At 49.1% G+C, this 25,750-nt stretch carries 26 protein-coding genes and 1 pseudogene; 19 read left to right on the top strand and 8 right to left on the bottom strand.

Annotated elements, in window-relative coordinates; genetic code table 11:
* The first annotated feature begins 528 nt into the window (after positions 1 to 528).
* From L3N51_RS07455 to L3N51_RS07405, 11 genes and pseudogenes are all read left to right on the top strand, one after another.
* Entirely contained in the window at positions 529 to 1,536 is a 1,008-nt protein-coding gene (locus tag L3N51_RS07455; protein ID WP_238026430.1) for a VOC family protein, read from the top strand.
* Positions 1,537 to 2,090: 554 nt separating this feature from the next.
* Positions 2,091 to 2,891, top strand: a complete 801-nt coding sequence (locus tag L3N51_RS07450) for a toluene hydroxylase (RefSeq protein ID WP_238026429.1) — start codon at positions 2,091 to 2,093, stop codon at positions 2,889 to 2,891.
* Between the two features lie 711 nt (positions 2,892 to 3,602).
* On the top strand, positions 3,603 to 4,535 hold the full coding sequence (locus L3N51_RS07445; protein WP_238026428.1) for a YHS domain-containing protein: 933 nt from the start codon (positions 3,603 to 3,605) through the stop codon (positions 4,533 to 4,535).
* 2 nt (positions 4,536 to 4,537) lie between these two features.
* Complete coding sequence (locus tag L3N51_RS07440) at positions 4,538 to 4,969, top strand: hypothetical protein (RefSeq protein ID WP_238026427.1); 432 nt, start codon at positions 4,538 to 4,540, stop codon at positions 4,967 to 4,969.
* 1 nt (position 4,970) lies between these two features.
* Positions 4,971 to 5,375 (top strand): Rieske 2Fe-2S domain-containing protein, encoded by a 405-nt coding sequence (locus tag L3N51_RS07435; RefSeq protein ID WP_238026426.1) that lies wholly within the window; start codon positions 4,971 to 4,973, stop codon positions 5,373 to 5,375.
* Positions 5,353 to 5,700, top strand: a complete 348-nt coding sequence (locus tag L3N51_RS07430; protein WP_238026424.1) for an MmoB/DmpM family protein — start codon at positions 5,353 to 5,355, stop codon at positions 5,698 to 5,700. The genes L3N51_RS07435 and L3N51_RS07430 overlap by 23 nt, the downstream gene beginning before the upstream one ends.
* A gap of 3 nt (positions 5,701 to 5,703) precedes the next feature.
* Complete coding sequence (locus L3N51_RS07425) at positions 5,704 to 6,834, top strand: toluene monooxygenase (protein WP_238026423.1); 1,131 nt, start codon at positions 5,704 to 5,706, stop codon at positions 6,832 to 6,834.
* Positions 6,831 to 7,295: a metal-sulfur cluster assembly factor gene (locus L3N51_RS07420; protein WP_238026422.1), complete on the top strand. Its 465-nt coding sequence runs from the start codon at positions 6,831 to 6,833 to the stop codon at positions 7,293 to 7,295. Before L3N51_RS07425 ends, L3N51_RS07420 begins: the two co-directional genes overlap by 4 nt.
* 362 nt (positions 7,296 to 7,657) lie before the next feature.
* The gene (locus L3N51_RS07415; protein WP_238026420.1) at positions 7,658 to 9,313 is read left to right on the top strand and encodes a thiamine pyrophosphate-binding protein; all 1,656 of its coding nucleotides are present in this window, start codon (positions 7,658 to 7,660) and stop codon (positions 9,311 to 9,313) included.
* Between the two features lie 214 nt (positions 9,314 to 9,527).
* Entirely contained in the window at positions 9,528 to 9,866 is a 339-nt protein-coding gene (locus L3N51_RS07410) for a hypothetical protein (protein WP_238026418.1), read from the top strand.
* Between the two features lie 468 nt (positions 9,867 to 10,334).
* Positions 10,335 to 11,601: pseudogene (locus L3N51_RS07405) on the top strand (ATP-binding protein).
* A 72-nt stretch (positions 11,602 to 11,673) separates the two neighbouring features.
* Here the strand turns inward: L3N51_RS07405 and L3N51_RS12560 are convergent.
* Positions 11,674 to 11,796, bottom strand: a complete 123-nt coding sequence (locus L3N51_RS12560; RefSeq protein ID WP_255776213.1) for a hypothetical protein — start codon at positions 11,794 to 11,796, stop codon at positions 11,674 to 11,676.
* A gap of 113 nt (positions 11,797 to 11,909) precedes the next feature.
* Here L3N51_RS12560 and L3N51_RS07400 point away from each other — a divergent pair, with 113 nt between their 5' ends.
* On the top strand, positions 11,910 to 13,076 hold the full coding sequence (locus L3N51_RS07400; RefSeq protein WP_238026416.1) for an AAA family ATPase: 1,167 nt from the start codon (positions 11,910 to 11,912) through the stop codon (positions 13,074 to 13,076).
* Positions 13,077 to 13,427: 351 nt separating this feature from the next.
* On the opposite strand, the gene L3N51_RS07395 is transcribed toward L3N51_RS07400, so the two are convergent.
* Positions 13,428 to 14,594 (bottom strand): FAD-dependent oxidoreductase, encoded by a 1,167-nt coding sequence (locus L3N51_RS07395; RefSeq protein ID WP_238026415.1) that lies wholly within the window; start codon positions 14,592 to 14,594, stop codon positions 13,428 to 13,430.
* A 687-nt stretch (positions 14,595 to 15,281) separates the two neighbouring features.
* Here L3N51_RS07395 and L3N51_RS07390 point away from each other — a divergent pair.
* The 3 genes from L3N51_RS07390 (at position 15,282) to L3N51_RS12555 (ending at position 16,936) form a co-directional block, all read left to right on the top strand.
* Positions 15,282 to 16,463, top strand: a complete 1,182-nt coding sequence (locus L3N51_RS07390) for an MFS transporter (RefSeq protein ID WP_238026414.1) — start codon at positions 15,282 to 15,284, stop codon at positions 16,461 to 16,463.
* Positions 16,464 to 16,563: 100 nt separating this feature from the next.
* Positions 16,564 to 16,812, top strand: a complete 249-nt coding sequence (locus L3N51_RS07385; protein WP_238026413.1) for a hypothetical protein — start codon at positions 16,564 to 16,566, stop codon at positions 16,810 to 16,812.
* Positions 16,805 to 16,936, top strand: a complete 132-nt coding sequence (locus L3N51_RS12555; RefSeq protein WP_255776212.1) for a hypothetical protein — start codon at positions 16,805 to 16,807, stop codon at positions 16,934 to 16,936. Before L3N51_RS07385 ends, L3N51_RS12555 begins: the two co-directional genes overlap by 8 nt.
* A 210-nt stretch (positions 16,937 to 17,146) precedes the next feature.
* On the opposite strand, the gene L3N51_RS07380 is transcribed toward L3N51_RS12555, so the two are convergent.
* From L3N51_RS07380 to L3N51_RS07355, 6 genes are all read right to left on the bottom strand, one after another.
* The gene (locus L3N51_RS07380; protein WP_238026412.1) at positions 17,147 to 17,608 is read right to left on the bottom strand and encodes a DUF2258 domain-containing protein; all 462 of its coding nucleotides are present in this window, start codon (positions 17,606 to 17,608) and stop codon (positions 17,147 to 17,149) included.
* Between the two features lie 130 nt (positions 17,609 to 17,738).
* On the bottom strand, positions 17,739 to 18,491 hold the full coding sequence (locus L3N51_RS07375) for a hypothetical protein (protein WP_238026411.1): 753 nt from the start codon (positions 18,489 to 18,491) through the stop codon (positions 17,739 to 17,741).
* Positions 18,492 to 18,565: 74 nt separating this feature from the next.
* Positions 18,566 to 18,919 (bottom strand): nucleotidyltransferase domain-containing protein, encoded by a 354-nt coding sequence (locus tag L3N51_RS07370; RefSeq protein ID WP_320056943.1) that lies wholly within the window; start codon positions 18,917 to 18,919, stop codon positions 18,566 to 18,568.
* Entirely contained in the window at positions 18,912 to 19,295 is a 384-nt protein-coding gene (locus L3N51_RS07365) for a HEPN domain-containing protein (RefSeq protein WP_238026409.1), read from the bottom strand. Before L3N51_RS07365 ends, L3N51_RS07370 begins: the two co-directional genes overlap by 8 nt.
* Positions 19,296 to 19,724: 429 nt before the next feature.
* Positions 19,725 to 20,198 carry a hypothetical protein gene (locus L3N51_RS07360; RefSeq protein ID WP_238026407.1) on the bottom strand — a complete coding sequence of 158 codons (474 nt, stop codon included), beginning with the start codon at positions 20,196 to 20,198 and terminating at the stop codon, positions 19,725 to 19,727.
* Complete coding sequence (locus L3N51_RS07355) at positions 20,188 to 21,492, bottom strand: AAA family ATPase (protein WP_238026405.1); 1,305 nt, start codon at positions 21,490 to 21,492, stop codon at positions 20,188 to 20,190. Before L3N51_RS07355 ends, L3N51_RS07360 begins: the two co-directional genes overlap by 11 nt.
* A gap of 1,089 nt (positions 21,493 to 22,581) precedes the next feature.
* On the opposite strand from L3N51_RS07355, the gene L3N51_RS07350 reads away from it, so the two are divergent.
* The 4 genes from L3N51_RS07350 (at position 22,582) to L3N51_RS07335 (ending at position 23,969) form a co-directional block, all read left to right on the top strand.
* A complete protein-coding gene (locus L3N51_RS07350; protein WP_238026403.1) occupies positions 22,582 to 22,809 on the top strand; it encodes an AbrB/MazE/SpoVT family DNA-binding domain-containing protein in 228 nt (75 codons plus the stop codon).
* Entirely contained in the window at positions 22,793 to 23,176 is a 384-nt protein-coding gene (locus tag L3N51_RS07345; protein WP_238026402.1) for a PIN domain-containing protein, read from the top strand. The genes L3N51_RS07350 and L3N51_RS07345 overlap by 17 nt, the downstream gene beginning before the upstream one ends.
* A 177-nt stretch (positions 23,177 to 23,353) precedes the next feature.
* Positions 23,354 to 23,599, top strand: a complete 246-nt coding sequence (locus tag L3N51_RS07340; protein ID WP_238026401.1) for an AbrB/MazE/SpoVT family DNA-binding domain-containing protein — start codon at positions 23,354 to 23,356, stop codon at positions 23,597 to 23,599.
* Positions 23,577 to 23,969: a type II toxin-antitoxin system VapC family toxin gene (locus L3N51_RS07335; RefSeq protein WP_238026400.1), complete on the top strand. Its 393-nt coding sequence runs from the start codon at positions 23,577 to 23,579 to the stop codon at positions 23,967 to 23,969. Before L3N51_RS07340 ends, L3N51_RS07335 begins: the two co-directional genes overlap by 23 nt.
* Positions 23,970 to 25,750 lie beyond the last annotated feature (1,781 nt).

Below are 25,750 nucleotides of genomic sequence, written 5' to 3'. Positions count from 1 at the left end.
TTTCTGCGATATGTCAAATTGAAAGAGAGCCGAAGGTGTCGCTTAACAGATTCTCCGCTCACTGCTCACCAAAAAGTTTTACAACATGGTCAACAAGTTTAAACGTCCGCCTATCTCCAACACTCCGTCATTTGGCAGAATGGTATTTTTCAGTTTCACTGGTGTGTGGAGTACCTGAGTGAATCGCAGTAGGATGAGGCTTGGTTGAGCCATGTGACACGATGGGTAAGGCTCAGTTTTCAGAAAATCCACTCTACAGTTTTATACAATAAAATTTAGTGTGTGGAGTATTTGAATGAATCACGTCAGGATAAGGCTTAGCTGAGCCATGTGACACGATGGGTAAGGCTCAGTTTTCAGAAAATCCACACACTAAATAAAATTGAAGAATATAGTTTATGTCAATCTCTATCATGTTCTAAGCCTCAAACAAGGATCATGATCTAAAGATGATGTATGCCATCATCGTGAAACTTGTTCGAACAACGCTTATTATTTCTGAGAAGATGCTACGTTATTAGTGATTTTATGGTAAACAAGTTACTCTCCCAGTTAGCTAGCGTGGAAATCCTCACGCCCAAGATTGATGATACCCTGTGGTTTTTCAAGGACATACTTGGGCTTCATGAGGTGGGGAGAAAGGGTAGATCCGTCTATTTAAGGGGATGGGAAGACTGGTACTCCTATAGTCTGAAAGTTACAGAGTCCGACACCAGCGGTGTCAATGAAATAACTTGGAGAACATACAGCGAACAGGATTTGAGGGATGCGGTGGGAATAATTGAGTCAAAGGGTCTGGGCCTTGGCTGGGATCAGGGAGAACCCGACATGGGAATAGGTAAGGGTTACAGGTTTGTGCTTCCAAGTGGTCAGGTGGGCAAGGTAGTGTGGGAGATGAAGACATGGAGGGCCTCAGGCGATCTGAGATCCGGTTACAGGGCAAGGCCCATGAGGAAACCACTGAGAGGAGTTCAGGCGAGGGATCTGTCTCATATATTCATCTTTGCCCATGATGATAACGCGTTAACTCAGACAGTGGGCCTTCTCAAACAGTTGACCTTCAAAGTTAATGAAATTCTAAAGGAGGGTGAACATTCTGTGGCTTACTGGATGGCTGTGAACGGCACAGCGCACGATCTTGCGATAGGCCTTGATCCGGAGGGCGTGCCAGCTAGATTGAATCACGTCACCTTCAATGTGGACTATGCGGACGACCTGCTGAAAGCTGCAGATTTCTACACAGACTACGGGCTTGAGATTGTGGGTGGTCCGTTACGTCACGGAATAACCGATAGTCACTCCCTATACGTCAAGGAGCCCGGAGGTAACGTTATAGAGCTACTGCATGGAGGCTACATCAACACCGTTCCTGATTGGGAACCTGTTGTCTGGAACACAAAGGAAGATGGGGATAGATGGTTATACTACTGGGGACACGTTAAGGAGGCGTTCTGGCTGGGTAGTCCAATACCCGCGAATAAGGTAAGTGATGATTTGAAAGAAATTGTCAGGCAGAAGCTTGGAGCCAAAATCTAAGTTCTCATTTTTTCCTACTTTCTCGTTCTAACTGGAAAGACGGTTCTTCATTTTCCCCGGTTTCTTCTCTGGTTCTTTAGTATGTGAAGCATCTGTTGAGTGACGTCTTTGACTCTCTTTCAATTTGACATCTGGCAGAAACTAAAGACCTTTGATTACAGTAACTCCACACACTACTCGTTCTTTTGATTATTTTTATCCTCTGGCCAGAACACCACACACAGAGCACCGGGTAAAAACTTGCACAAAGTATTAACGCCCACAGAAGGTATTTGAGGGTAATACGCTTCTTGATTCATCCCAAGGTCTGTTGCGCACTCCCTGATCCCGGTGAGGGATATCTAATATTACGAAGTTAATTTGATATATCGCGTGATAATATAAACTATTTATCAAATATTTAAACAGACGGGTCCTATCTCCTCGAAATCTATAATTTCACCATTCTTCTGAATGGATCTCATTGGGAGTAGCGCATCTAACGGCAGGCGATTCTGTTTAAACATGTTTGAAATACGTTTTTTAAAAACCAAGATCACTTCAAGTAGATGTATATGAACCCACAGGAACCTAGGTTGCCCACCAGGGATGAATACTATGAGCTAGCTAACAGACTGGAGTGGACCCCAAAATACGTGTCAGAGGAGGAACTGTTCCCAGTTGATATGACAGGTGTGCCGAATCTTCCCATAGGGGTCTGGGAGGAGCTTTATAACGCACCTTACAGGGTGACCTACAGGGAATACGTTAAGAATCAAAGGGAAAAGGATCAGAGATTTTTCGCTGTAAGGGAGGCAGGGTTAAGGTCCGAACTGGTAAAGAAGCTTGATCAGACGTATCATCAGGGCTCGTTCTGTTTTCACATAAACGCGGTCCCAATCCCAGAGTACACCGCGTCCATAGCTGAGAGCAGGATGGCCAGGTTCGGTAAGTCCGGCGAGTGGAGAAACCTGTCCACTTTCGGTTCCATGGATGAGGTAAGACACGCACAACTTCAGTTATTAATGGCCCATGATAATGTTCAGGTTAATCCAAAGTTCGCATCAGCCCACAAGATGTTCTGGGAGGACGGATGGCTTCCCATAGCTGCTAGGTCATTCTTCGACGATACCATCACCGGTACCACTGCCATAGAATTTGCCCTACTGACCACATTTGCGTTCGAGACAGGTTTCACAAACCTGCAATTCATAGCCTTTGCTGCCATGGCAAATAAGTCCAACGATTACGTGTTCTCCACCGCTACCCAGAGCATACAGACGGACGAGTCCAGGCACGCCCAGATAGGGCATCCAGTGCTCAAGGTCTTCGTGGACACCACCACATTGGCCAAAAACCTGGAGAAGAAAATCTAATTTTTTTTATTTTAGCGAATATTTAGTTAGAATTTTTCAAAAACTAGGCCCATGTTAATCATGTGGTAGCTCGGTTAAACCATGTGTTAAAGGGAAACCTTTACATAATTCAAAGCCCTCCTGGGAACATTACTAGGTAGATCTTCTGAAAATAAGCCTTATTTATCGTGACAACATGGTTCATCCAAGCCTTGTCTTGACGTGATTCATTCAAACACTCCACACACTGTAGGGACGTTGAGAAAGTTGAAGACAAGAGATGTTCGGGAATCAGGGGCGCGTTATACATTGCGCTGTAAAGTACTGTCATTGAGCCGTGCGGAGATTCAGTCAAGATTTTCGGAAACCCCTCTGATACAGACTCTCCAACTCTTTTAGTTAACACATGTGTACCTAGTGTGAGGAGTTGATGTAATCAAAGTGGTATGTGAGTCGCTTATCAAAGACCTACAGGTTTCTATGAAATGTAAAATTGGAAGAGAACCGGAGACGTACCTAAACAGATACTCCATACTCCAATATCCGGTAATATTCGTGATTCTACGTGACAAAGTCCCTGTGTCAACGTTACATGAGGGCGCAACAGTCCGGGATGGATCCATGAAAGCACACGTATCAAAATTACAATCATGATAACTAACCCGTGAAAATGTTAACTTTGTCAAACCTGTTAGAGGAATGGTTAAAATATATAAGGGATAAGCCCTGTTGATGTCGAGCGAAACAGGTCTGGGAAAAACCAGGGCAGAGGTCAAGCAGAACCTTATGGCCATATCCAATGATCTAGCCAAGAAATACAGGAGCTCGGTGGAATTTGCTCTGAAAATGAGAGAGAAGGGCCCCGCTTACAAGGAGGCGGGAGAATACCTGGTCGCTAAGGGATTCTGGCTCTCACTCAGGCTTATTGGGGCACTCACTGGAGTGTCAATGGACTACTTAACTCCCCTCGACGCCAGAATCATGTCCTACAAGGAATTCATAACAGAGTGGGTTGGGGCACAGTTCAAGAGGCTACTGGAGGATTACGGAATAAGGATACCTTGGTACTGGAAGTGGTTCGAACTGGAGGTGGACTACTGGCATCATACGTTCTTAATAGGCCTTTACACATGGAGGAGAACCATCCCGGTTGCCTTCAGGGGGCCAGCCCCGGATGAGAGGAAGTGGCTCAATGAAAAGTATCCTCATTGGGAAAACACCTTCGGGAGTGTGTGGGACTTCTACATCAAAAAGATAATAGATGGACAGATTCCTCTTCCCTTAACGGCCGTTCACCTTTGTGCCGTTTGTCAGGTTCCGATTCAGGCCCCTGTTCCCAAGAAGCATTTGAGAATTTACCTGAGAGAATACAAGGGGAAGATCTATACCCTTGATAGTCCTGCATGCGCCTGGATATTTGATCAGGAACCCGAGAGATATGCCGGTAAAAGAACCTATACCCAGAGAGTGCTTGAGGGACTGATCCAGTTCACCGATCAGGCCTATGCTGACCCTAAGAGGCTTCTTGACGAGGTGATATGGGACATGGGTCAGACAGAGGACGGAGAGGCTGGACTGGATCCCACTGATGGTGCCTACGCCCTCCTGTACAAGGAAAAGGACAGGGATTTTGAGAACAGGATCAAGAAGTACGTGGAGGGATAGAGATGAGCGCTGATCTCATTCCCGTGGTCTTTGTACCGGAGGAGGGGACGGTCTGGCTCCCAGGGATATTACCCACCAATATAACGGTGAGGGAGGCTACGGAGATACTCAAGAGCCTCACGGTAAATGTTCTGGTATGGGATAAGAAGAAGGAAATGCGCCTTGTGGACTACTTCACCGGTCAGGTCCTGGACCCTGAGGCCAAGGTCAAGGACGTGATGCATCCTTATAGCGTTCTATGGCTGGTGTGGTGGCCTCCCAAGGAGGAGTTCTGGAAACCCGAGAATCAGAATGACGAGATATACAAGATCATCAAGGAGACCGAGGAGATGATCAAGGAAGCTCCAAGATCCCCGGCTAATCTTTTCCAGGATGAGATCGAAAGGTTGAGTATAATAAAAAGACTTGAGAGAGAGGGAAAACTGAGGCGATAACATGGAGTACCCTGGAAAGTTCGAAAGAGTGTGTTCATTAGACGAAATCTATGACGGAGAAGCAAAGGTATTCGAGATCAATAGATACGAGGTTTTAATTTTAAATAAAAACGGAGAGTTGAAGGCCTATTATGCCAGATGTGCTCACGCACTGGGTCTGCTGGATGAGACCTCCTTCGATGGCGAGAACAGGATAGTCTGCCCCGTTCACCTGTGGGAATACGATGCATTTACGGGGGAGAGCATTAACCCCATGGGGAGTACACTTTTCCCCCTCGATCTGAAGGTGGAAGGTAATGATATTTTTGTGAAGATTCCATCCGTGCCCGTATCTGAATTCAAGGTAAAATGGTTCTCCATGTACAAAAGAGGAGGTGTAATAGGTGAGTTTGGATTTAACTCTTGAATCAATTTTAAATAAATATCAGATAACAGATCTGAGCAAACTACCCCCAGACATGGTGGGGCCAGTTCTGATGAAGGACGACTTCTCCTACGTCATAGTGGAGGCCATTGCGCTGGACAATCCTAAGACCTTCATGGGAGTTGTGGATAGGGGATCATATCTCAGGGTCCTGGGAGAGAGGGAGCTGGTGCTTAGGAAGTCAAGACTTGAGGAACTGGACGGCAGAGAGGTGAGGTTCCCGGGCGAGGTGGAGATAAGGATGAGTTCCTTTGCAGGGAAGATTCAAGTGTCTGGGGAGCAGATAAGGTGGTATCTGGAGGTGTGAGAGATGACAAAACTTGAGGAACTGGAGTGGTACAGGAGGTACAAGGAACTCTTTGGGGCATTTAAGAATAAGCCTGAAGGCGATCCCTTCTTCAGGGATTATGAGTACAGGGGATACAGGAGGGTCTGGTCAACATGGCCGATGCTGGAGAAGAAGCTGGGCAGGAAGAAACCCTCTGAGTATCAGGTGGTGACATACGCGCTCTCCTATTGGTCAGATCCCAGATCGCCGACCTACATTTACGATCACGGACCCTTCGAACTTGGAGAGAATCATCTTACACAGAAGTGGTACATACATTTCAGGGATAACTCACCCCTGATCAAACCCCTCTTCATGAGAGGTCAATGGCATGACTACGAAGATCCCTACAAGCTCACCTACTGGACCTACAATTCCATGGCGGACGATAACGAGACCTATCTTGACAAGTTATACGAGGAGATTGTGGCCACCAGGTACGACCAGAGGCTAACGGAGGACGTCCTTAAACTGTACAGGGATGTGTATGATCCCCTGAGGTTTGTATTCCATACCATGCAGATGGATTCGGCCTACCTTATGTCCATGGCCCCCACAAGTTCAATCTCCAACGTTTTCGTGTTCATGGAAATGGACCACATGAGGAGGGTGCAGAGAGTTGCGCAGAGGATAAAGATGCTGGACATTGTTTATCCGGAGTTCGGGTTCGGGACCTTAGGGAGGAAACAGTTCGAGGAGAGTCCGGTGTTCCAGCCCACCAGGAAGCTCATGGAGATCCTGCTGGCCACATACGATGTTGGCGAGAACCTGGTGGGTTTCACCCTCGCAGCCAAGTTCGTGCTGGACGAGCTCCTCGTGGACAAGCTTCCTGAGGTCTTCGCCAGTAAGGGGGATGAGATGATGAGGCACATACATATGTCATTCCATAACGACACGTTGAGGCATAGACATCAGATAGCTGAACTGTTCAGGTATGCCTTGGGTAAGGAGCCAAGCCTCAAGGGAGTGATTAAGCCTTGGCTGGACGAATGGTCGGCCAGGTCATATGAGGGAATACAGGGCTTCAGGGATATCTTCGGTGAGAGCTTCGACAGGGTTGTTTCGGAGATAAGGAGAAACCATGAGAACTACCTCAGGGAGGTAGGAGTTTGAAGGACAGGATAGTGGAAATACTGAGGCAGGTTTACGATCCCGAGATACCTGTTAACATATACGATCTGGGCCTGGTCAGGGAGATAAGGGTAGAGGATGGCAGGATTTTTGTCAGGCTGATCTTCACCGCCAACAGGAACTGTACCCTCGCTGACATGGTGGCCGTTCAGGTGAAGTACAGGCTGGCAAAGGCCTTCCCGGATTACAGGGTTGAGGTGGTCAGCGATTACAATGCTGAATGGAACATAGGATATGTTACGGAGACGGGTCTCCTCCTCCTTGAGGAGATTTACGGGAAGGAGGCCGTGGAGCAGTTGAAAAACAGGAAGAAGGTTGAGGACCTGGTAAAGAACTCCCTGAGAATAAATAGGGAGGATCCAATTCAGTTCATGAGGAGGGCTGTGGAGGAGAGATATCAGGGATTGAAGGACTGGCATGAAAGGAACAGGCTCCTTCAGTGAAAATTTAGCCCTGGGGTTTTAGTCCGATTTTCCTCTCCTTGTAAACTATGATGGTCCTACCTGTTTCACGGGCGATGCAGGGGAAAAGTTATCTTGGCGTTCTCCGCTGGACGCTTCATATCAGCGTGAAGCCAATTGGTTTCCATTGAGATGAAAAACCTGGTAAAGGAAACACATGGACAGGGAATTGCGGGGCTACCGCATTTTGCTGTATTAAAGGAGCCCTGACTAGGCCTAGACTGTAAATTCCGGTAATGGACCACCTTTCTCTTCAAACGTGTAGTATGTCTGTATGGTCCACATCATGACCTTAAACAAGGGTCCAGGAACAAAGTTTTAAACATGGTTCACTCCTATCCCCCATGAAGGGTTCAACTCTTCTCTTGAGTCTTTTGAAGGATTATGACGTGGAACACGTTTTCGGTTTGCCCGGAGAAACCTCGATCCCCTATTACCCTGAACTTGCAGGACTCCACGTGATAACCAGGGATGAGAGGAACGCAGTTTACATGGCCGATGCCTACGCTAGGGCGAGCTTCAAACCTGGGGTTGTGGAGGGTCCCAGCGTGGGCTCGCCATACATGTTACCCGGAGTTATTGAGGCTTACAAATCCTCTTCCCCCGTGATCGTGATCACCACCGACACAGACCTTTACGGCGAGAAAATGAACATGCTTACCTCACTGGATCAAACTGCCCTGTTCAGGCCATACACCAAGGACTCCATCACCGTGATCAGGGCTGACGATCTCTCTCACGCCGTGAGGAGGGCCTTCAGGCTAGCCACCGCGGGGAGACCCGGACCAGTTCACCTCAGGATACCCTCCCACGTACTTGAGGAGGAGGGCTCCATTACTCTCCCCCCACAGAGGGAGTTCTCGAGGTATCCTGCGCAGAGACCGGTTGCCGACCAGGACGCCATCCGGCTCGCCGTCTCTGCCCTCCTTGACAGCGTAAATCCGGTCCTGGTGTGCGGACAGGGGGCCCTCTACTCGAGGGCGTGGGACGAGGTCGCGGAGCTGGCGGAGTTGCTGGGAACCCCCGTGGGAACCACGATCACAGGGAAGGGATGCATCTCAGAGTATCACCCCCTCTCCATAGGAGTTGTGGGAGGAAGGGGAGGGACGAGTTTCTCCAATTCCTTCCTCGAGGAGGCGGACCTTGTCTTCCTGGTGGGATCCAACGCCGATTCAGCCAACACTGACAGGTGGAGGTATCCTTCCAGGTCCAAGACCGTGATTCAGCTGGACGTGAGCGAGGCAGAGGTGGGAAATAACTACAACGCCATCTCGCTCATTGGAGACGTCAAGGCCACCCTGAGGGAGATCATCAAGGAGTTGAGGTCCCGTGAAGTGAGGAAGAGGGAGATCAGGGTGAACAGGAAGGAGTTCGACTCAAGGATAGAGGAGGTAGCTGGCGTCAGGGGAGACCGCGTTAATCCCGTCAGGTTCATCAAGGAGCTTGAGAGGAGGGTGGAGGACCAGGTGATCGTTGCCGATCCGGGAGTTGGGGCCATTTACACCTCTGCCCTGTTCCGCACCAGGAAAGCGGGAAGGCACTTCATTTTCAACTACGGGCTCGGGGGACTGGGTTACTCCATCCCCGCCTCAATAGGTGCACAGCTGGGATCGGGGAGGCAGGTTCTGGCCATGAGCGGGGACGGTAGCTTCGGCTTCTCAGCAGGGGAGCTGGAGACCATTTCCAGGTTAAAGAGTGACGTGGTGGTATTCCTGTTCAACAACTCCAGCTACGGATGGATAAGGGCAGAGATGAGGGTTCAGGGCAGGGACGTCAGGGGAACTGATTTCTCCTCCCTGGATTACGTGAAGATAGCCGAGGGGTTTGGGCTCAGGGCTTACAGGATCTCAACTGACGAGGAGATAGGTGATGTCGTGGATCAGGCCATGAGGACCACTCCAAGTCTCGTGGAGGTGGTTGTGGAGCCTGAGGACAGGTTCTTCCCACCCGTGGCCCACTGGGCCAGGTCCCTGCCGGGAGACGTGAAACACGTGTACTGAGAACAGTTACGGTAAAGGATCCAGACAGGGCCTCTTTCCAGCCTCAAGCCAGTATAAGGAAAGTTGGAGGTAAAAATTCAATACGCTAAAAGGGCCAGACAATTTAATACCAGGTCCAGATCCTTCGATGTAACGCGAATACTCTCACTCTCCTCCCTCTCTCCTTATCCTTCAGGAAAATGGGTTTTATCAGACTCATCACAGTACGGCATTCATGCTACTGTCGGATCAGGATTGGATTCAGGGTATTATAAACTGCCTCAAGCGGAGGTATGATGAGACTAAGAGTTTCGACCTAGCTTACCTTATATCCATAAGCCAGGAGATGAACGTTTCTGACTTCAGGATCAAAGGGGACTCTCTTTATTACTATGACGAAAGTTCCACGTGGGTAGATTGTTCCAGGTATCTCCAGATGTTTGAGGGTTTCTCGGATAGCGAGATACATGAGGCCGCCCTCGCAGCTTTCAGATGGCTCAGACTTGATGTGCCTCCCAACGGGAATGAGAGGGTGAGGGAGATTCTCAGGAAAGTTGGTCTACAACGGATCTGATCTTCTTCCAGTTCTTCGTCCAGCTTAGAGTCACCTAAACACTTGAGGAAGTCCACGGTTTCGTCGTGTTAGCATATCATCATTACGACATAACGGGTTCGCATTATATTCCCTGAAAGTTAAAATATGCCTGCGCGATCACATTATGTGGAGTTTCCACCCAGCATTTTTGATTAAATTTTTAGCTTTACTGGCACTCAATCTGGAGCATCAGGTAGAGACATACATGTACCATAGTACACTGTTAAGCTACGTCTTCAGTTCTCTTTCAATTTGACATCTCACAGAACTCAACGGTCCTTGATCGCGGTTACTTCACACACTGAAGGTACCGTAATTTCACATCCTGACATGATTGGAGACGGCCCACAAGCTTAATCAACTATTCTTGCCACTTAACTATCAACTTTTCCGGTAAACTTGCCATCAATCACTCAACTTTATAGGCAAACTTGCCACCTAACTATCATGTCTCTTGTTTCCCAGATGAGCTTTCAGAATCCGTGGTGGACCTAATCCCTCCAGCATAGAGAATGACGAACACGTGAGGAGGGCCAGGTACTCCCTTCCAGTGCTCAGGGAGAACCTTCTCCTCCTTGGCCCCAGGCAGGTGGGCAAGACCACTTACCTGAAGACCACCATAAGGACTCTCCTCCAGGAGGTAGAACCGAGAAAGGTGTTCTACTTTTCATGCGATTCGCTCTCAAGGAGGGAGGATCTGGTTCAGCTGATTCACGAGTACAGGACCCTAGTAAATGGGGAGGAAAGCTTCATTTTCCTGGATGAAATCACATCGGTGAGGGAATGGAACATTGCCCTCCTCCACCTCTTCAATGCAGGTTACCTGAGAAACTCGCTGGTCTATGTGTCGGGATCGTCCTCCATAAGCCTTAGCAGGGAGACCCTCCCTGGAAGGTCCCTCCGTAAGACCGTGTATTACCCCCTCAACTTCAGAATGTACTTCAACCTTTTCTCCAGGAAGCTGGAGGCCCCCACGGTTCCCGTGAACGATCTGGAGGGAATGCTGGGAGAGGCAAGGAAGCTTCTCCCACACCTCTCATCCCTTAACAAGGCTCTCCTGGACTACCTGGAGAGGGGAGGTTTCTTCGCCACAAACCTGGGACCCGGTCCCCATTACGAGACCTACAGGGACACCTTCCTCAGCGAAATAGCCAAGACGGGAAGGAGTGAAACCGTGTTCAAGCAGATCATCTCCAGGATAGTGGAGAGTTACGGAAGCAGGATATCAGATAACGGGATAGCCAGGGATATCTCGGTCTCGCACACCACCGTGTCCGAGTACCTGGAGTTAACGGAGAGGCTCTTCCTCACGAGAACCTTCAGGAAGTGGGAGAACGGGAAAGTGAACTACAGATCGCTGAAGAAAGTCTACTTCGTGGATCCATTCCTTTTCAGGGTGATGAAGAGATATTCCCTGGGAAAGGACGTTGAGACAGAGGAGATCCCGCTGTTGATAGAGGGAGTGGTCGGGGAACATCTCGCCAGGGAATACGGTGAAAGTCTCTTCACCTTTTTCAAGGATGGGAGGGAAGTGGATTTCGTGGTTAAGGGGATCGGAGTGGAGGTGAAGTGGAGCAGTAGGGTGAGGGCCAGGTCCAGGATGCCTGGATATGTTCTCACCATGGACGAGTATGACCAGAATCAGAGGAGGATCCCGGTGTCTCTGTTCCTCTACCTAGTCTCCTCGGAGAGGGTGTTTTACGATCTGGGTTAGCTTGAGGCCTCCATCCCTTCACTGACGGGATAAGAGCACCCGGTTAGAGTTCTTTCCTGATTGGTTTCGCCTTCAGAACGATTTCACGTTCCCTGACCTTAACGTGGGATTGAATGTGACTATCCACACGACCAACTCAGTTCTGTTCTTGGTATGTCTTGGCGCTCTCATGGTTCCATGCTTTCTCGATCTCATGATGTCCATACCAGATGGCTCAGTCCGAGTCGGTTGGGCCTTGAGAGATCATGATGGTCCTCAAACCTAAAATTTTAATTATACGGTGCCGTAATCATTACGGTGCCGTATAATTGCTGTTCAGCACACGACCCAAGGAGGATAGGAGGGACCTTTACGACAGGGAAAGGGAAATTGACATGATAAAGGAGAGCATTGAAAGAAGGGAGTGGGTCTCAGTAATTGGCCCCAAGAGGGTGGGAAAGACCAGCCTTGTAAACGTGGCAGTGAAGGAGACAAACAGCGCCGTTATTCAGGTAAACCTCATGAGGTTGTACGACCCCAGGAAAAAGCAGTACCCCAAGGAAGATTTCATAAGGCTCTTTCTGGAGAGCGTCAACACTTCCATCAGGAATTACACGGCACTGGGGAAGGCGATCAGGATTGTCTCTAACATTCTTGGAGTGGAAGGGCAGGGAGAGCTGGACCTTAACAGCCTGAAGTTGAAGGCGAGGCTCAAGAGGTTGAGGGGGCAGGACATATCCTACTTGCTCTCCGAGATGAACTCCCTTGCGAGGGATAACGGAAAGAAACTCGTGGTGGTGCTGGACGAATCGCAGGAGCTTTCCAAGGTTACGGGGGTGAACTTTTCCTCCATATTTCACCATGTTTATGACAACTGCGAAAACACGGTAATCGTGTTCACCGGCAGTCAGTCCAGACTTGTGGAGAGGGTCCTGACCATGGAGTACTCGGAGCCATTCTTCGGTAGATACATTCGTACTGTACCCCTGGGAAGATTCACGAGGGATCAGAGCGTCGATTTCCTTGAGAGGGGATTCAGGGAGGAAGGAGTCAAGGTGGAAAGGGACGTAATTGAGGGGGTGGTGGACCTTCTGGATGGGATACCAGGATGGCTCACCCTTTTCGGCTCGGAATACTCCTTTGGAGTAAAACACGGTTTGAAGCCCAACCTTGAGAAAATAGTGGATAGGGCAACGGAGGAGGTCAAGAGCGAGGTTTTGAATTTCCTTGAGGCGAGCCAGTCACCCTTCAGGTACTCAGCCATAATTCTGGCACTTGATCGGGTTAGGAGCGCCACTCTAAACGAAATAGTGAAGGTTGCCAGTTCCATCCTGGGTGAGGAGATTCCAGAGCCCAGGGTATATGAAATGTTGAAGAGGCTGGTTGACCTCGAGTTCGTGATGAAGGACGGGGATAGATATAAACTGCAACCTGATGAACCTGGGATGAGGGGAACAGTGATGGCTGCAAAGGAGATACTTCAGGGAAGAGAGTGAGCCTTCTGATGGGAGATGCTGTCGCTTCATACATCTGCCCAGATAACGTAGAACCCCGTGGACCTATGGGCCTGGGTCCCACGCCAACTATGCGATTTTTATCCAGTGTTCTTGAATGATGCTCATGCCGTGTAGTGTGGATTTTCTGAAAACTAAGCCCTATCCATAGGACACCATGGCTCAGCTAAACCTTATCCTGACGTGAATTCAAAAACTCCACACACCAATGCCGTGTGACGAAAATCAATCAAAACCACTACCGATGAGTAGAAGATTACTCCCGTATTTCCCGACCAAAAAATGAACCCACCGTGAGAGGGCACAGGTAATCCATAGGTTCAACCAAAAAACTCATACCCTGTATCCGAACAGCCTCTCCAGGTAGGCCTGTTCCCATTTATCCTTCTGTATCGTGTACTCCCTCTTGAGTTGCGGGTCCTTCCCCGGCTTCGGAGGTTGCGTAGTGAGGTCCAGCTGGAACTGCAGGCTCATGGTCTCGAGCTTGCCCTCCAGGTTGCCCATGTAAGCCCATCCCACGAAGGCGTACTGGACCGGAACCCTCTCCGATACTCCCTCCATCTCCATTATCTTGTTGGAGGCAAAGAGGGAGCTCTCAAAGGCTATCTCTTGGTTCTTGGGGAAAGGCAACTTCGCCACGTCACCCACGGCCAGGACATCGTCGTACTTGGGATGTCTCAGGTCCTGGGGAGACCTGACATCAACGAAGGGAGAGCCCAGCCCAGCCTCCTCCACAAACCTGGGAGCCCTGTTGGGTTCCAGGAGGGCAAGGATTGTGTAGTTGTACCTCTCTCCAGACCTGGTCACAACCTGGTTCCCGTTCACCTCCGTTATCTCCTGGCCGGTTACCAGCTCAATTCCAGCCTTCTCGTAGACCTGCTTCACCACGTCGGCAATGAAGGGTGGCTGGGTCTTGTCATTAGCGTCAATGTGAACTATCCTGAACTTCCCCCTCACTCCCCTGTGGCTCAGCACCGTGTGTGCAAGCAGGGCAGTCTCCGTGGGCGCTGGGGCACACCTGTAGGGTGCCTTGGGGGCATAGACCACCACCGTTCCCTCGTTCTGTGTCCACAGCTTCTCCTTGAGCACGTTCACCCTCCCTGGATCGTACACGGTGGTGTTCTTCCACCAGAACCTGTCCATTCCCGTGATTGACGAGCCGTCAAAAACTATTCCCGTGGCCAGAACCAGGTAGTCGTAATTCATCTCCCTCACTGCACCGAAGCTTGACTCGGCCAGGTACACCTTCCTGTTCTCCGGATCCACCCTGGTCACGTTGCCCACAACCACCCTTATCCCCTTCTCTCCAGCCTTCTCGTAACCCCTTATCGCCCTGTCATATGTCTGCTCCCCCGTCAGGATCAGTGGCCTCGACGGCCCTGCAAGGTAGTAGTCCTCCTTGTTCACCACGGTGATCTCAGCGTTTAACTTTCCAGCAAGGGTGGTGGCAACTCCCATTCCACCTATTCCTCCACCAATAATCACTATCTTCTTGGTCATATGATACACTATCATTAACGCTATTTAGAGCTACTTTCAATCAGACAAATCAGAAAAACTTTTATTCCACTAAACTAGATTATCTGAAAATTTCATAACAAGAGTAGGAATGTTTAGAACAGAAACTTCCTTAACTAGTTTTAGGAATATTGAAAAGAATTGATAAAATCCGGCGTGTGTTGGTGTGGAGTATTTGAGTGAATCACGACAGGATAAGGCTAGCTGGGCCATGGTCTCACGATGGATTGGGCTCAGTTTTCAGAAAATCCACATTAGCGTGGTGTGGTCAAACCTGCACAAATTTGTTTTAGAACATGATAGAGATTAACGTAGCCTCTATTTTGTCTATTATTTCACGTATTGGAATAAAAATCATTAACTATAAACCGTTCCTTTACACGTCAATGATGGATAAAACTCAAACTAGGCACTATCAAGTTGTAAAATTTTTAAGGAGTAAGGTAAGTCACGTCAATTTCGCATATAACCTGTTTGTTTTATGGCCTCGTGGCCTCGCATTCAACTCCTTGAACCTTAAAACAAGACGACACCACGAGATAGGGTCATCACCCCATTCAGTTTCAGGGGCTTAACTTACCCATTCACGGAGTGAGTTAACCCTACGACGAGCTGAGCTTCACCGGATCGCGTAACCCTTAAATAGGTAACATTGATATCCATATCCTCATGAACAGGAGAAACCTGGAGTTCATACAGGTTTTGCTGATCATAGTTTCCATGACCTTCGCGGTGAGGGCCTCGAACAACATGATAGGCACCACCATCCCGCTACTCTCCAAGTTCTACTTTCACTTCACCCAGACGCAGGTGGGCTTCCTGTCTGGACTCATGTCGCTTGGAACCTTCGTGACCAGCGGAATAGTGAACGCAAGGCTGAGAAGCCATGTGAGGAGGAAGGTATTCGTCATTTCCTCCCTGGCATATGCGGTGATCCTTCCATCCTTCTATCTGGTTAACTCCATCACGATCTGGATTGTGTCCCTCCTGGCGGGGCTCTCCCTGGGGTCCATTATGCCCAACATCATTAACTCAGCGGGTCTCCTTGAGGACAGGAGGGCCAGGGAAAGGTTGCTCTCCATCTATACCCTGGCCCTTAGCGCGAGCCTGGTCGCAGGTCCAGCCCTTGAGAGCGCGATCCTTCGCTTTTACCCTGTTCCCTTCACCTTCCTGTTCTTTGCTCCCCTGGGTATCGTGGCGGGAGTGCTCTCCCTGTTCATCAGGTTTCCCGAGGAGAGGAACGTCAGCGCCAGGGTAAACGTGGTCAGGAATCCAGGTTTCATCACTGCGGTAATAAACATACTAGCGTATAACGTTCCCTTTTCCGTGATTCTCTCCTTCGGAGGTATTTACGCTGTTCAGCAACTCCACGTGAGTTACGCCGAGGTTGAGGGACTCTTCTCCCTGTTCTTTGCAACCTCCTTCCTTGCCAGGATTTACCTCTCGATCAGGCCACCTGATTCGGTCAGGGCACACGCCGTGCTGGCCATCTCCATGACTGGGCTTGGTCTCCTCCTCCTGGTTCTCTCGGGGAACGTTCTCCTGTTCACCCTGGCCCTACTGATCCTGGGTTTCCCCCACGGTCTAACTTACCCTCTCTCCATCATCTCCATAAGCAGAACCTTCAAACCTGAGGAGAGGAACCCGGCCAACAGTCAGTTCTTCGCAACCATGATGGTGATAGGAGTTGTGACCCCTTCAGTTGCGGGGCTGGTGGCCGACGTGGTGGGATTAAGGACGCTTTTCGGAGCCCTGATACCCATCGTAGTAGTGCTACTGCTCCTCCTGAACAGGTATGTGAGGGTGGTAGACGAGGTCACCAAGGTGGAGAAGGTAGCCAAAACCCCATAATTCGTCATCAGTCAATTATCATCGATTCTCTCTGGAGAACGCAGGGTCACAGCAGGTGGACCAGGGCCTTCTTTGAGGAGCACTACAGGCTCACGGCCCTGTGGATGGTTGCCCGTGTCCAGTGGGACCGGTGTCAGCGTGGACCAACTGGTCCAGGAGTGATGAAGGGCGAGAAAGTTGCGGGAGAGTTCAGTTCGTGGAGAAGATAGGGGAGATAATGTCCAGGGCGAGCGTACCCAAGTTACAGGAGGGAGATATCCCTGAGGGAGTCCTCCTCACAGATCTCAGCCCTGGTGGGAAATCAGGAGGTGGTGTACAGGGAACTGGAGAGTATGCAACCCATGTTTGACAGATCGAAGGCACCCGTGATCATGGACGTCCTGAGGAGGCAGATGCTGTGTCCAAACCTGCAAAACAGCGGTAGGGTGCTATTCATCACAGCTGACAAGGGAAGGAGGAGAGGGAATACTTGAGACAGTCTACTACATGGATCATGAACCGCTGTTCATGGACGGGGAAAGGTCCTTAAGGGTGATGTTGAAGAAGGCCGTAAAGGGGAGAATGCCGAGAGCTGGAGGCCCACGACTACGTCTACGACATTCCTTCTTGAGGAACAGGTTTTTCTCCCTTCATCGTTTCAGGCGGAAAAGGCTCCACTTTCCCGTGATGGTTCATGGTAAAAATCAGATTGACTTGGTTAACTGTTCAAGGGTGGCCTTAATCTGACTGAGTTCCTTCTTCATCTTCTCGTATTCCTGACTGATGGCAGAGTTCATGGCCCTGCACTGTTCCTCCGTGTAATATCTGGTTATCTTCACGTTCTCGAAGTAAAGCTTCTTCTCATCCCTGTTGAACCTGACCTCAACCACAATCTTAACCAGGTCCAGCTTCCCAATCTTCATTTCCGTTAACCTGTTGAATAGCTCCTTGTTCAACTCCGACACGTCCCTTATTATCACGTCCCTTGGAACTATCCTGTTCAGGGAAACTAGGGCCACCCTCCTCAGCTTGTCGGCGAACCTGGCTGCGATTATGATGCCCGTGGATAGTTCAAACCTGTTCTCCCCCAGGGGTGAGACCCTCGAGGTGGTCTCCTCGTACTCCTGGGCCCTCTCCATATCCCGATTAATCTCCTCTACTGACATATACTAAATTATCGAATGATTAATTATAAGGTTTTCCCGTCCCTGTACGACCGGGTACCGGGTCAGCTCTCCTCAGCCGTGGATTCATACTAGGGATGGCGCTCCCCGGGGTTCAAGGAGACCAGATCCCCTATCCTGACCTCCTGGTCTCCCTTCCGGTGAGGGTTCCGGCTATAACCCTGATCCCGTCCTCCTCGGCCATCCTCATCAGTCTCCTCGAGATCACGTTACACACCAGGTAGGGTATGATCTCCTTCCCTCCCAGACTGGAGCTGTTCTCCACTAGCTTCCTTCTCACGATCAGCTGATCCAGATCGTCCTTGGAACAGTTTGTCTTTATCTCGAAGACGTAGATCCTCTCTCCCTCCTCGTAGAAGTCAATCTCGAATTTTCGCCCCTTCACTATCAACCCCTTCTCGTCCTCTATCTCGCCGTGCTTTACCCCTGAGGGATTTATCCCGTGAAGTAGCAATGCCTCCCTGTAGAGATTTAACATGGCCCTCTCCATGTGAACTCCTCCTCTTGAGGTGTATGCCTTGAGTTCCCACCTCATGTTTCTCATTTCCCTTTCCAACCGGTCCAGCTTGGCTCCATGTTCTGTGACCAGGGTCTCCAGCCTGTCCAGCCTCTCACCCTGTCTTCTCCCGTTCTCATTGACGACTTTAAGCTCCTCCTTCAGCTCCCCGACATCCTTCTTCAACCCATTCATGTCTCCCTTCAGCTCCCCGACATCCTTCTTCAACCCATTCATGTCTCCCTTCAGCTCCCCGACCTCATCCTTAACCTCTTCCAGAGATGATATGACCACTTCATTCTTGATCCTTTCCAGAACAGCCCTCGCTACCTTCTCAATGAACTCCTGGTTGTTCAAGAGGTCTTCCATGTTAAGTCACTCACTAATAAAGAGGAGACTGTTCACCGTAATAATCCTTACTGTAGCAGACGAGTTCCCCGGCCTCACCACATCCAGACTTTTCCCTCCCTCCTATACCTCTTCCTCACTTCCCTGAAAATCTCCATTGTTAACGAGATGAACTCCTCATCACCGCACAGCACCTTACCGTCCTCAATGACCTCAAGCAGGAAGGTGCTCCCTTCTCTCAACTTCCTCAGGAACACCTCGCTATTGTAGGCTGTGGGCATAACCCTCGGGTACCTGTACGCCAGCGCAAAGGCCTCCCTGGGGTCCTCGGGAAGCCTATCCGACACCACCAGCACGTCTATGTCGCTGTTGTTGGTGTAGTCTCCCCTGGCGTAGGATCCAAAGAGTATCACCAGCCTTGGTTCCAGGTCCTGAATCAGCTCACATATCCACGTGGCTCCTCACCCAGTCTAGTACCATCCTTGCACACTCCATACAACGCTCTCCGTTGGCCCTGTTGTAGAAATCCAGGGGAGCACCCTCGGCATACGCGTCGGGGTAACGGGAGGGAATATAGTGCTTATCCAGTTCCTGGGCGCACTCCATCACCCCGAGAATCTCCACGGTCACCTGCTGAAGAAGCAGGGTTATGGCGCTTCCCTTCTCCTCCCTGTGCAAGTGGTTCAGTAGGGCCTTCACCGCCTTCTCAGCAGTCTGCTGGGACTCGTAACACGTCTCCTCGTAAAGTCCGTTCTGGTAGTTGACCTCAGCTGACCTGAGGTTCCTCTCGGCCTGCCTTAACCAGTCCCTGGCTCTGCTGGGCATACAATAAAGTCCGTGCGGGGAGTATTAAATACCTTGTATCGTTGGCCACTAATAATCTACAGGTCATGATCTATTCTTTCCTTGATGACAATCCTTTCAGGAAACCCCGATAGAGAATGTGCCTACCTCCATTCATCAGAAGCCTTTCCATACCTAGGGCATCTTACGATGAAAGAGATACTCCAAAAAAGTTCTCGTTCAAGTGTTTAAGCGTTAATGCTGAAGGGATAGGAAGGCGTGAGTTCGTCCGTGCGGATTATGGAACATGAAAAGAGCATGATAAATGATGAGAACCACCCCAAAACCGAATTCAGGAAGTTTATGGGATCAGGATAACAATGAACGAATTACGCAGAGAGCGGAGAGGCTGTGAAGAGAGGAGGGATGAGGACAACCATCATGACAGGCTTGCCCAAACCCATCCCGATATCAAAAATTTATACAGTTCCAATTTTTATCAATCTTATTAATACTGGAACCGCAAGCTACAATACAAAATTCATCAAATCTTCCCTTCAGAAACCTGAATCCCTTTATTGTGGCATAGAACGTAGAGATGAACATAGCTGGAACCACTAGGAAAAAGCTGACTCTGCCTCCTCTTATCTGTTCAATTAAGAACTTTGAACACTGGATGTAATTGTTATTAAGGTACCCCTCATCTGATTTTCCCCTGTGTATATCCACCTTACTCATCTTCTCTCTTATATTATCCAAAAGATCATCTGTGGGGTTCGAGCTCATATACTTCATCTCGATGTAGATTACTTCTCCGTTCCTAACACAAACTCCCTCTGGATGTTCTCCGCTTCTTACCACCCTGGCATTCTCGAAAGAGAGATAAAGTATGCAGTCTGTCACCAGTTCACACTCACCATCCTTTATAGAAACATCAGTGGTCATTTTCTCTACCTTCTTTACCCTCTTTTTCTTGGCACTCCCTGGACCATTTCTCATACAGGGCCGAGTTAACCTTCAGTAACCTCCTGTTAACATCCAGAAAAATCTCGTCGTTCTCAAGGATCTCCTCTGACGTCTTATGGTGTAACTTCCCATCCTTTACAAAATAGAAGTTCACCTTCGTAGGTTCCCCCAGTGGTATCCCTATATCGAACTCCTCGCTAAATTCGTGGATATCCTTGAGGCAGGAATGATATTGTGAAAGCATGGCCAGCGTCAGTAGTATGACCTCGCTATGCGTAGTAATGATTAACCTGAACCTCTGTGAAAGGTTGTAAAGGATCAGGGCCATTCGTACTTGGTTATATATGTCCAGCTGTGATTCTGGTTCCTCAATGAGCACCAGTCCCCCACTACTGTCAGCCAGGGAAAGGTAAATGGACGACATCTCAACCAGGCTTGCGGAAGAATGCATGATGTAATGCCCATTCACGAAGAGTCTTCTATCTCTTACCTCGAGGTTCAGCCCGAATAGTTTCGCAATTTCCTCATTAACTGAATCTAGTGTGTTTAGATTTCTAGAGATCCAGTAAGACGAGCTTCTAAAATACCGAGGTCCTGTCCAAGGTGTTCTTAATGTGCCAGTACCCCCCAATAGCTTAAGGAACCTGCCATAGCTTATGAACCTCACACTAGGTAAACCTAGCCCTACTCCCAGGGAGTTAAATATCCTTCCGATAACCTCCCGGCTCAGATAGAAAATTATTCCTTGTCTTACCTCACGGCTCAACGCTCCCATACATGCCTCCTCATCATTCACTCTATCATAGTTCTTGGCTACTATATTCAGTACCCCCTTCACCATTCTCATCTCAATGCTGTATCCTGTATCGGGACAGATGACGGGTGTGACACGTTTTACTTGTTTAAACTCGGTCCTTACGAGCATTGTCGTTGCCGATTCCATTATATCTCTTATGGACGATTTGCCAATGTTAATCTCGTAATCTGCATCTCCAACAAAGCTCGCCCTATATGTCCCGATTAACTCCTCTAGTTTTAGGTTCACTGGAATATCCAAATAAACCTCTTTGGGAGAGTCTACCCTAAAGTAGGGGATTGAAAGGCTGGCTAGTTCAATGTTGTTGCTCTTGTCCAGAAAGCTGAGGGAAGAGTAAATCGCCTTCAGAACGAAGGACTTTCCTGAGTTGGACCTGCCAAACAGGACAGTAATGGGCGAGCTGAAATCCAGGGAGGTGTCATGAAGGGGGCCAAGGGAGTTAATGGTTATTCTCATTATCCACAAAACCCACCATTTCCTTAAAAGTTTAGATAACTGCCCACTCCCGTGAGGTATCGGGATCGGCCGTTAGCGGATTGCCTTCGGGTCATTCCATGAATATTCCGCAGATAGCCGATTAACCCGCACCTAAATTCCTGTACAGATGGATCACGTCACGATAAGGTTTGGCTGAGCCATGGTGTCATTATGGACAAGGCTTAGTTTTCAGAAAACACATTAAGATAGATAACATTAAGATAGGGAACTTCCTGATCAGGCAGGTGTGGTCACGGTTTGTTCATGGAACCAGGTGCCGGACCTGGACCCATGGATCCCTCCTCCACCGCATCCCACTGGTTTAACTCTAAACCACAGGTAAGATAAACTTTTAACAAGGCATGAGCTCGTGCCGAATTCCCTGGACCTTAACGTGCTGAAGGTGGTGCAGGGTTACCCAATCAAGGACCTCCGGCTTTCACCAGATCTCAAATTGAAAGAGAACGGAGGACGTCACTTAACAGATACCCATGCGTGAGGGCATCGCGACCAGTTTTCCAGATCTTTCGAGGAGAACGTGGTGGGATACCGACACACCCGTGAACTGAGCTGGAGGGTTCACACTCACAGACGTTTCGCCATGAATGATCTTCTTCCATTTGATAATCCAGGTAGTGGGGTACACTGGAACGGGTCCCGCAGGTAGCGAGACGGCAACTAAATTCTCAGTTCACTGGTGAACCCCGGACCCGATACTAGTCCCCGGGACTCCTCTCAAAGTCCTGGTGGCTTTTCCGGTGAGTATCTACCCAGGTCCCCGGTCCCTGGTGCTCTCCACATCACTCGTAACTAAACCTTCGCGAGGCACCATCACCCATGAAGCGATGGCACCTGTTTCCATCATCTTCACCAGCGGTTTTGATCAATTTTATCCTCTGGCACGGACTCCGTTCAAAGAGCACTGGGTAAAAATTACACAGGGTACTAACGCTGTGGCACGTGAAGCCCGGGCGCAGACTCACGTAACGGCATCTTTCCCGCTGAAACTGTTCTCCTGGACGTTCCATACTAGAAGTGTTTTTATTCCAGTTATTCGCCCAGTAACTCATGGAAAGGGTCAAGGTAACAAGGAATTACCAGGTTACCATTCCTGCATCCATAAGGGAGAAACTGGACATAAGGGAGGGCGACATCGTGGAGATCACCCTCAACAACGACGAGATCGTAATAAGGAAGGCCAGGAGCAGGAGGCCCAGGATAAAACTGAACAGGAAGCTCACCGTGGATGAGGTGGAAAGGGACATAGAGGAGGGAATGAATGAGGGCAGTGGTTGACACCGACGTACTCATTTTCGATTACGTTGAGGACTCGGAGTTCCATAAGGAGAGAGAATTCTGGATCAGCTTGAGAGATGGGTTATCCCTCCTCTTGTGGCATGAGATGGTCTGGTTTTTCAGGAGGAATGGGCTGGACAGCAGGATAGGTGACGTGATCTCCTACCTGAATCATGAGAAAGCGGAGCTCTCGGAGGACAACTCCAGGGTGTTGAGGAAGGGACTGGAGATCATCTCGTCGGAGAAGCTATCCCACTACAACGGCGTGATCATTCTGTCCCATTCCATTATCAATGAACTGCCCCTGGTCAGCTTTGACAGGAATTTGATGAAACTGGCCAGAAAGTACAACGTGAAAACTCTCTGACTCCCCGGGGATGGGCCGGGGACCGAGTTGAACCCGCGAGGATAACCTCAGGTCTGAACAGATCCAAAGAGCTGGGAGTACCGCGTTTAACCTCGTTCCAGTATTGATCGCATTCAGGGTTCGGATGACTGCGCAGGGGCAGGATAAGCTTTTGATCGTGAAACACCAATCTTCTTCATGAAAATTTTCATGCTCAAGGTACACGGGAAAGGGGTAGTGGTCCTCCCGTCAGAGGTGATGAAGACCCTGGGGATAAGGGAGGGTTCCATCCTGGAGCTCAGGGTGGAGGGTAACAGGGCTGAGATGATTGCCCCGAGGTCCCTCCTTGACCTCTTTGGGATAGACGGCGAAGGGGCACTTGAGGTCGTGAAGGGGATGGAGGAGGAGAGGAGAAGGGAGATTGAAAGAGAGTTACGTGATTGATGCCGGAGTCATTTCCTTATTTGCAGGCCACGTGGTGAAGAGATATTTTGAGGACATGGTGGGGAACAGGGTGAGGCTGGTCACCAGCGAGCTGACACTTGCCGAATTCATCTTCCATTACGCCAGGAGGTTTGGGAAGGACGTAGTGGTGGCCAGGTACAGGTCCTTAAGGAACAGCCCCCTTGAGGTGATATCACCCGACAGCTGGATAACGGAGACGGCGGGAGTGGTGAAGGCCAGCCATGGAGAGAGGTTATCCCTAGCGGATTGTTTCCTTGTGGCAACTGCCATGAAGGTGAAAGGCACAGTATTGACGACCGACTCCAGGATAAGAGACGTTTACGGGAGGGTGATCAAGATAGAGTACTGAGCGACAACTCTGATCGGCTTATCCCGTTAAAGGCGACTGGGGTTGCCGGAACTCAGGTCCTCTCAGGTTATGGGTCAGCGTTATCTTCACCCTGGGCCATGGGTGTGACGGGACATTATGGAGCGTTCACGGGTGGCCTTGAAGGTAATGCGTAATCGGTTCTGATTTTCTTGGATGGGCGTCGTTTGAGGAGCACCATGTAAAGTTTATACAAGGTAGTGGTGTGCGGAGTTACCTTAAATTAAAGACCTCCAGGTTTCTGCGAGATGTCAAATTGAAAGAGAACCGGGGACGTCACTTAACGGATACTCCACGCACAAGGTACTGGTGTTTTCTCTGATAACAAGTTTGGCTCTCGAGATCTCATGTAGTACTTTCTTGAAAATCCCTTCAAGCCCATTTTATCTAAAACTCTTTCAATTCAGTCCCAATAGTCTCACAATTATATTTTCATTTTAAGGTCTATGGCATTGCTCGTCTGTGAACGATTTTTATTTCAATATAAACTTCCTAGAAGAGTATCTTACCGCGTTAAAATCAGTGAAACACTATTTCAATGGGTTCCCTCTGACTTTAACCCGTTTAAGGTGGTGACGGATACTCCGCCGGGTTTATCATAACCTCCCGTGGAGATCAGTGCTCTCTCCGTAAAGATCTAAGAAACGTACTTACCATATTCTGGAGAGAGTAAAGGGGACCGTCTAGATCTCTAAGAATCTCCACAAACTAGTTATTTATAGGGAGAAGGGGATGAGGGAAGGTGAACCCCACGCGCCCGATCATGATGAACGGCTGACACTCTGACGGAGATCCCTCATCCCCTGAGGTTTCGTTATCCTCATCCCTATAAAGCTTTTTCCTCAAGTTTTTCTTGTTTTCAAACCCTCAAAGGATATCTACAAACTGTGTTATCTATATCTCTTCTCTCTATAAGACCTCCCGCTTATCCCTGTAATTTCACTCCTCCTCCCCTGTCACTATAAAGCCAATTTCCCCCTAGAAAGATACGTTCATCATCTATATATTTCTCTTATCCCTTTCGCCGCCGATTTTTAATAGAAAAATAAACAGACTTTTACAAAATACCCCCAACACAAACCATTGAAGGTTCGAAATAGTCACCAAAAGCTAAATTAAATCGAATAGGACATAATAGGGGCATAGGGGACCGATCTGACCCCACCTAGTCATGGTGAGTGCCTTGCCGGGCGGTCATACCCTATCCCCTTTTCAATTTCCAAAAAGTTTTTGAGAACCTTTGAGGGTTTAGGCCCCCGATCACGAGAAAGCCTTAGAGAACAATCAAGGTGGTAATGGGAAACATCTTTGACCCGCCTCATCTAGGTCAGATTATGGTCGTAATATTCCTACCAGTTTACAGGGATCACCTCAGGTACCGAAATGCCTGTTTCCTGGCACTACCCATCAAGGCGGACCGTGGTATTCAGCGCCAATACGTATAGTCCAGGGATAGATAACTCATGTTACCAGTGCATCATGGTAAAGGCTCAGTGATATTTCGGTCTCTTCATGTAGACATCCAGTATTTCGCCATTTGAAGGTATCTCCATGGAGATGGGGGACCGGTTCACTTCCACGCTCCCGGGCCTTCGCAATCTCTCTCGAACTTGAAGGGTGACTGATCTCCCGGGACTACCCCACATTGTTGTATATTTGAGGGGCCTTTAACCTGAAATACACAACAAACCTAGCTAGGCTCTATCTCCCAACACATGCTCAGGTCAAAACATGGTGTGCTAGATAAATATCACCCTGACGCT

The sequence above is a fragment of the Metallosphaera javensis (ex Hofmann et al. 2022) genome (assembly GCF_022064045.1).
In the GTDB taxonomy this organism is placed as follows: domain Archaea; phylum Thermoproteota; class Thermoprotei_A; order Sulfolobales; family Sulfolobaceae; genus Metallosphaera; species Metallosphaera javensis.
The sequence above is the reverse complement of the archived record's forward strand: the minus strand, read 5'-3'. Positions and strand labels throughout refer to the sequence as shown.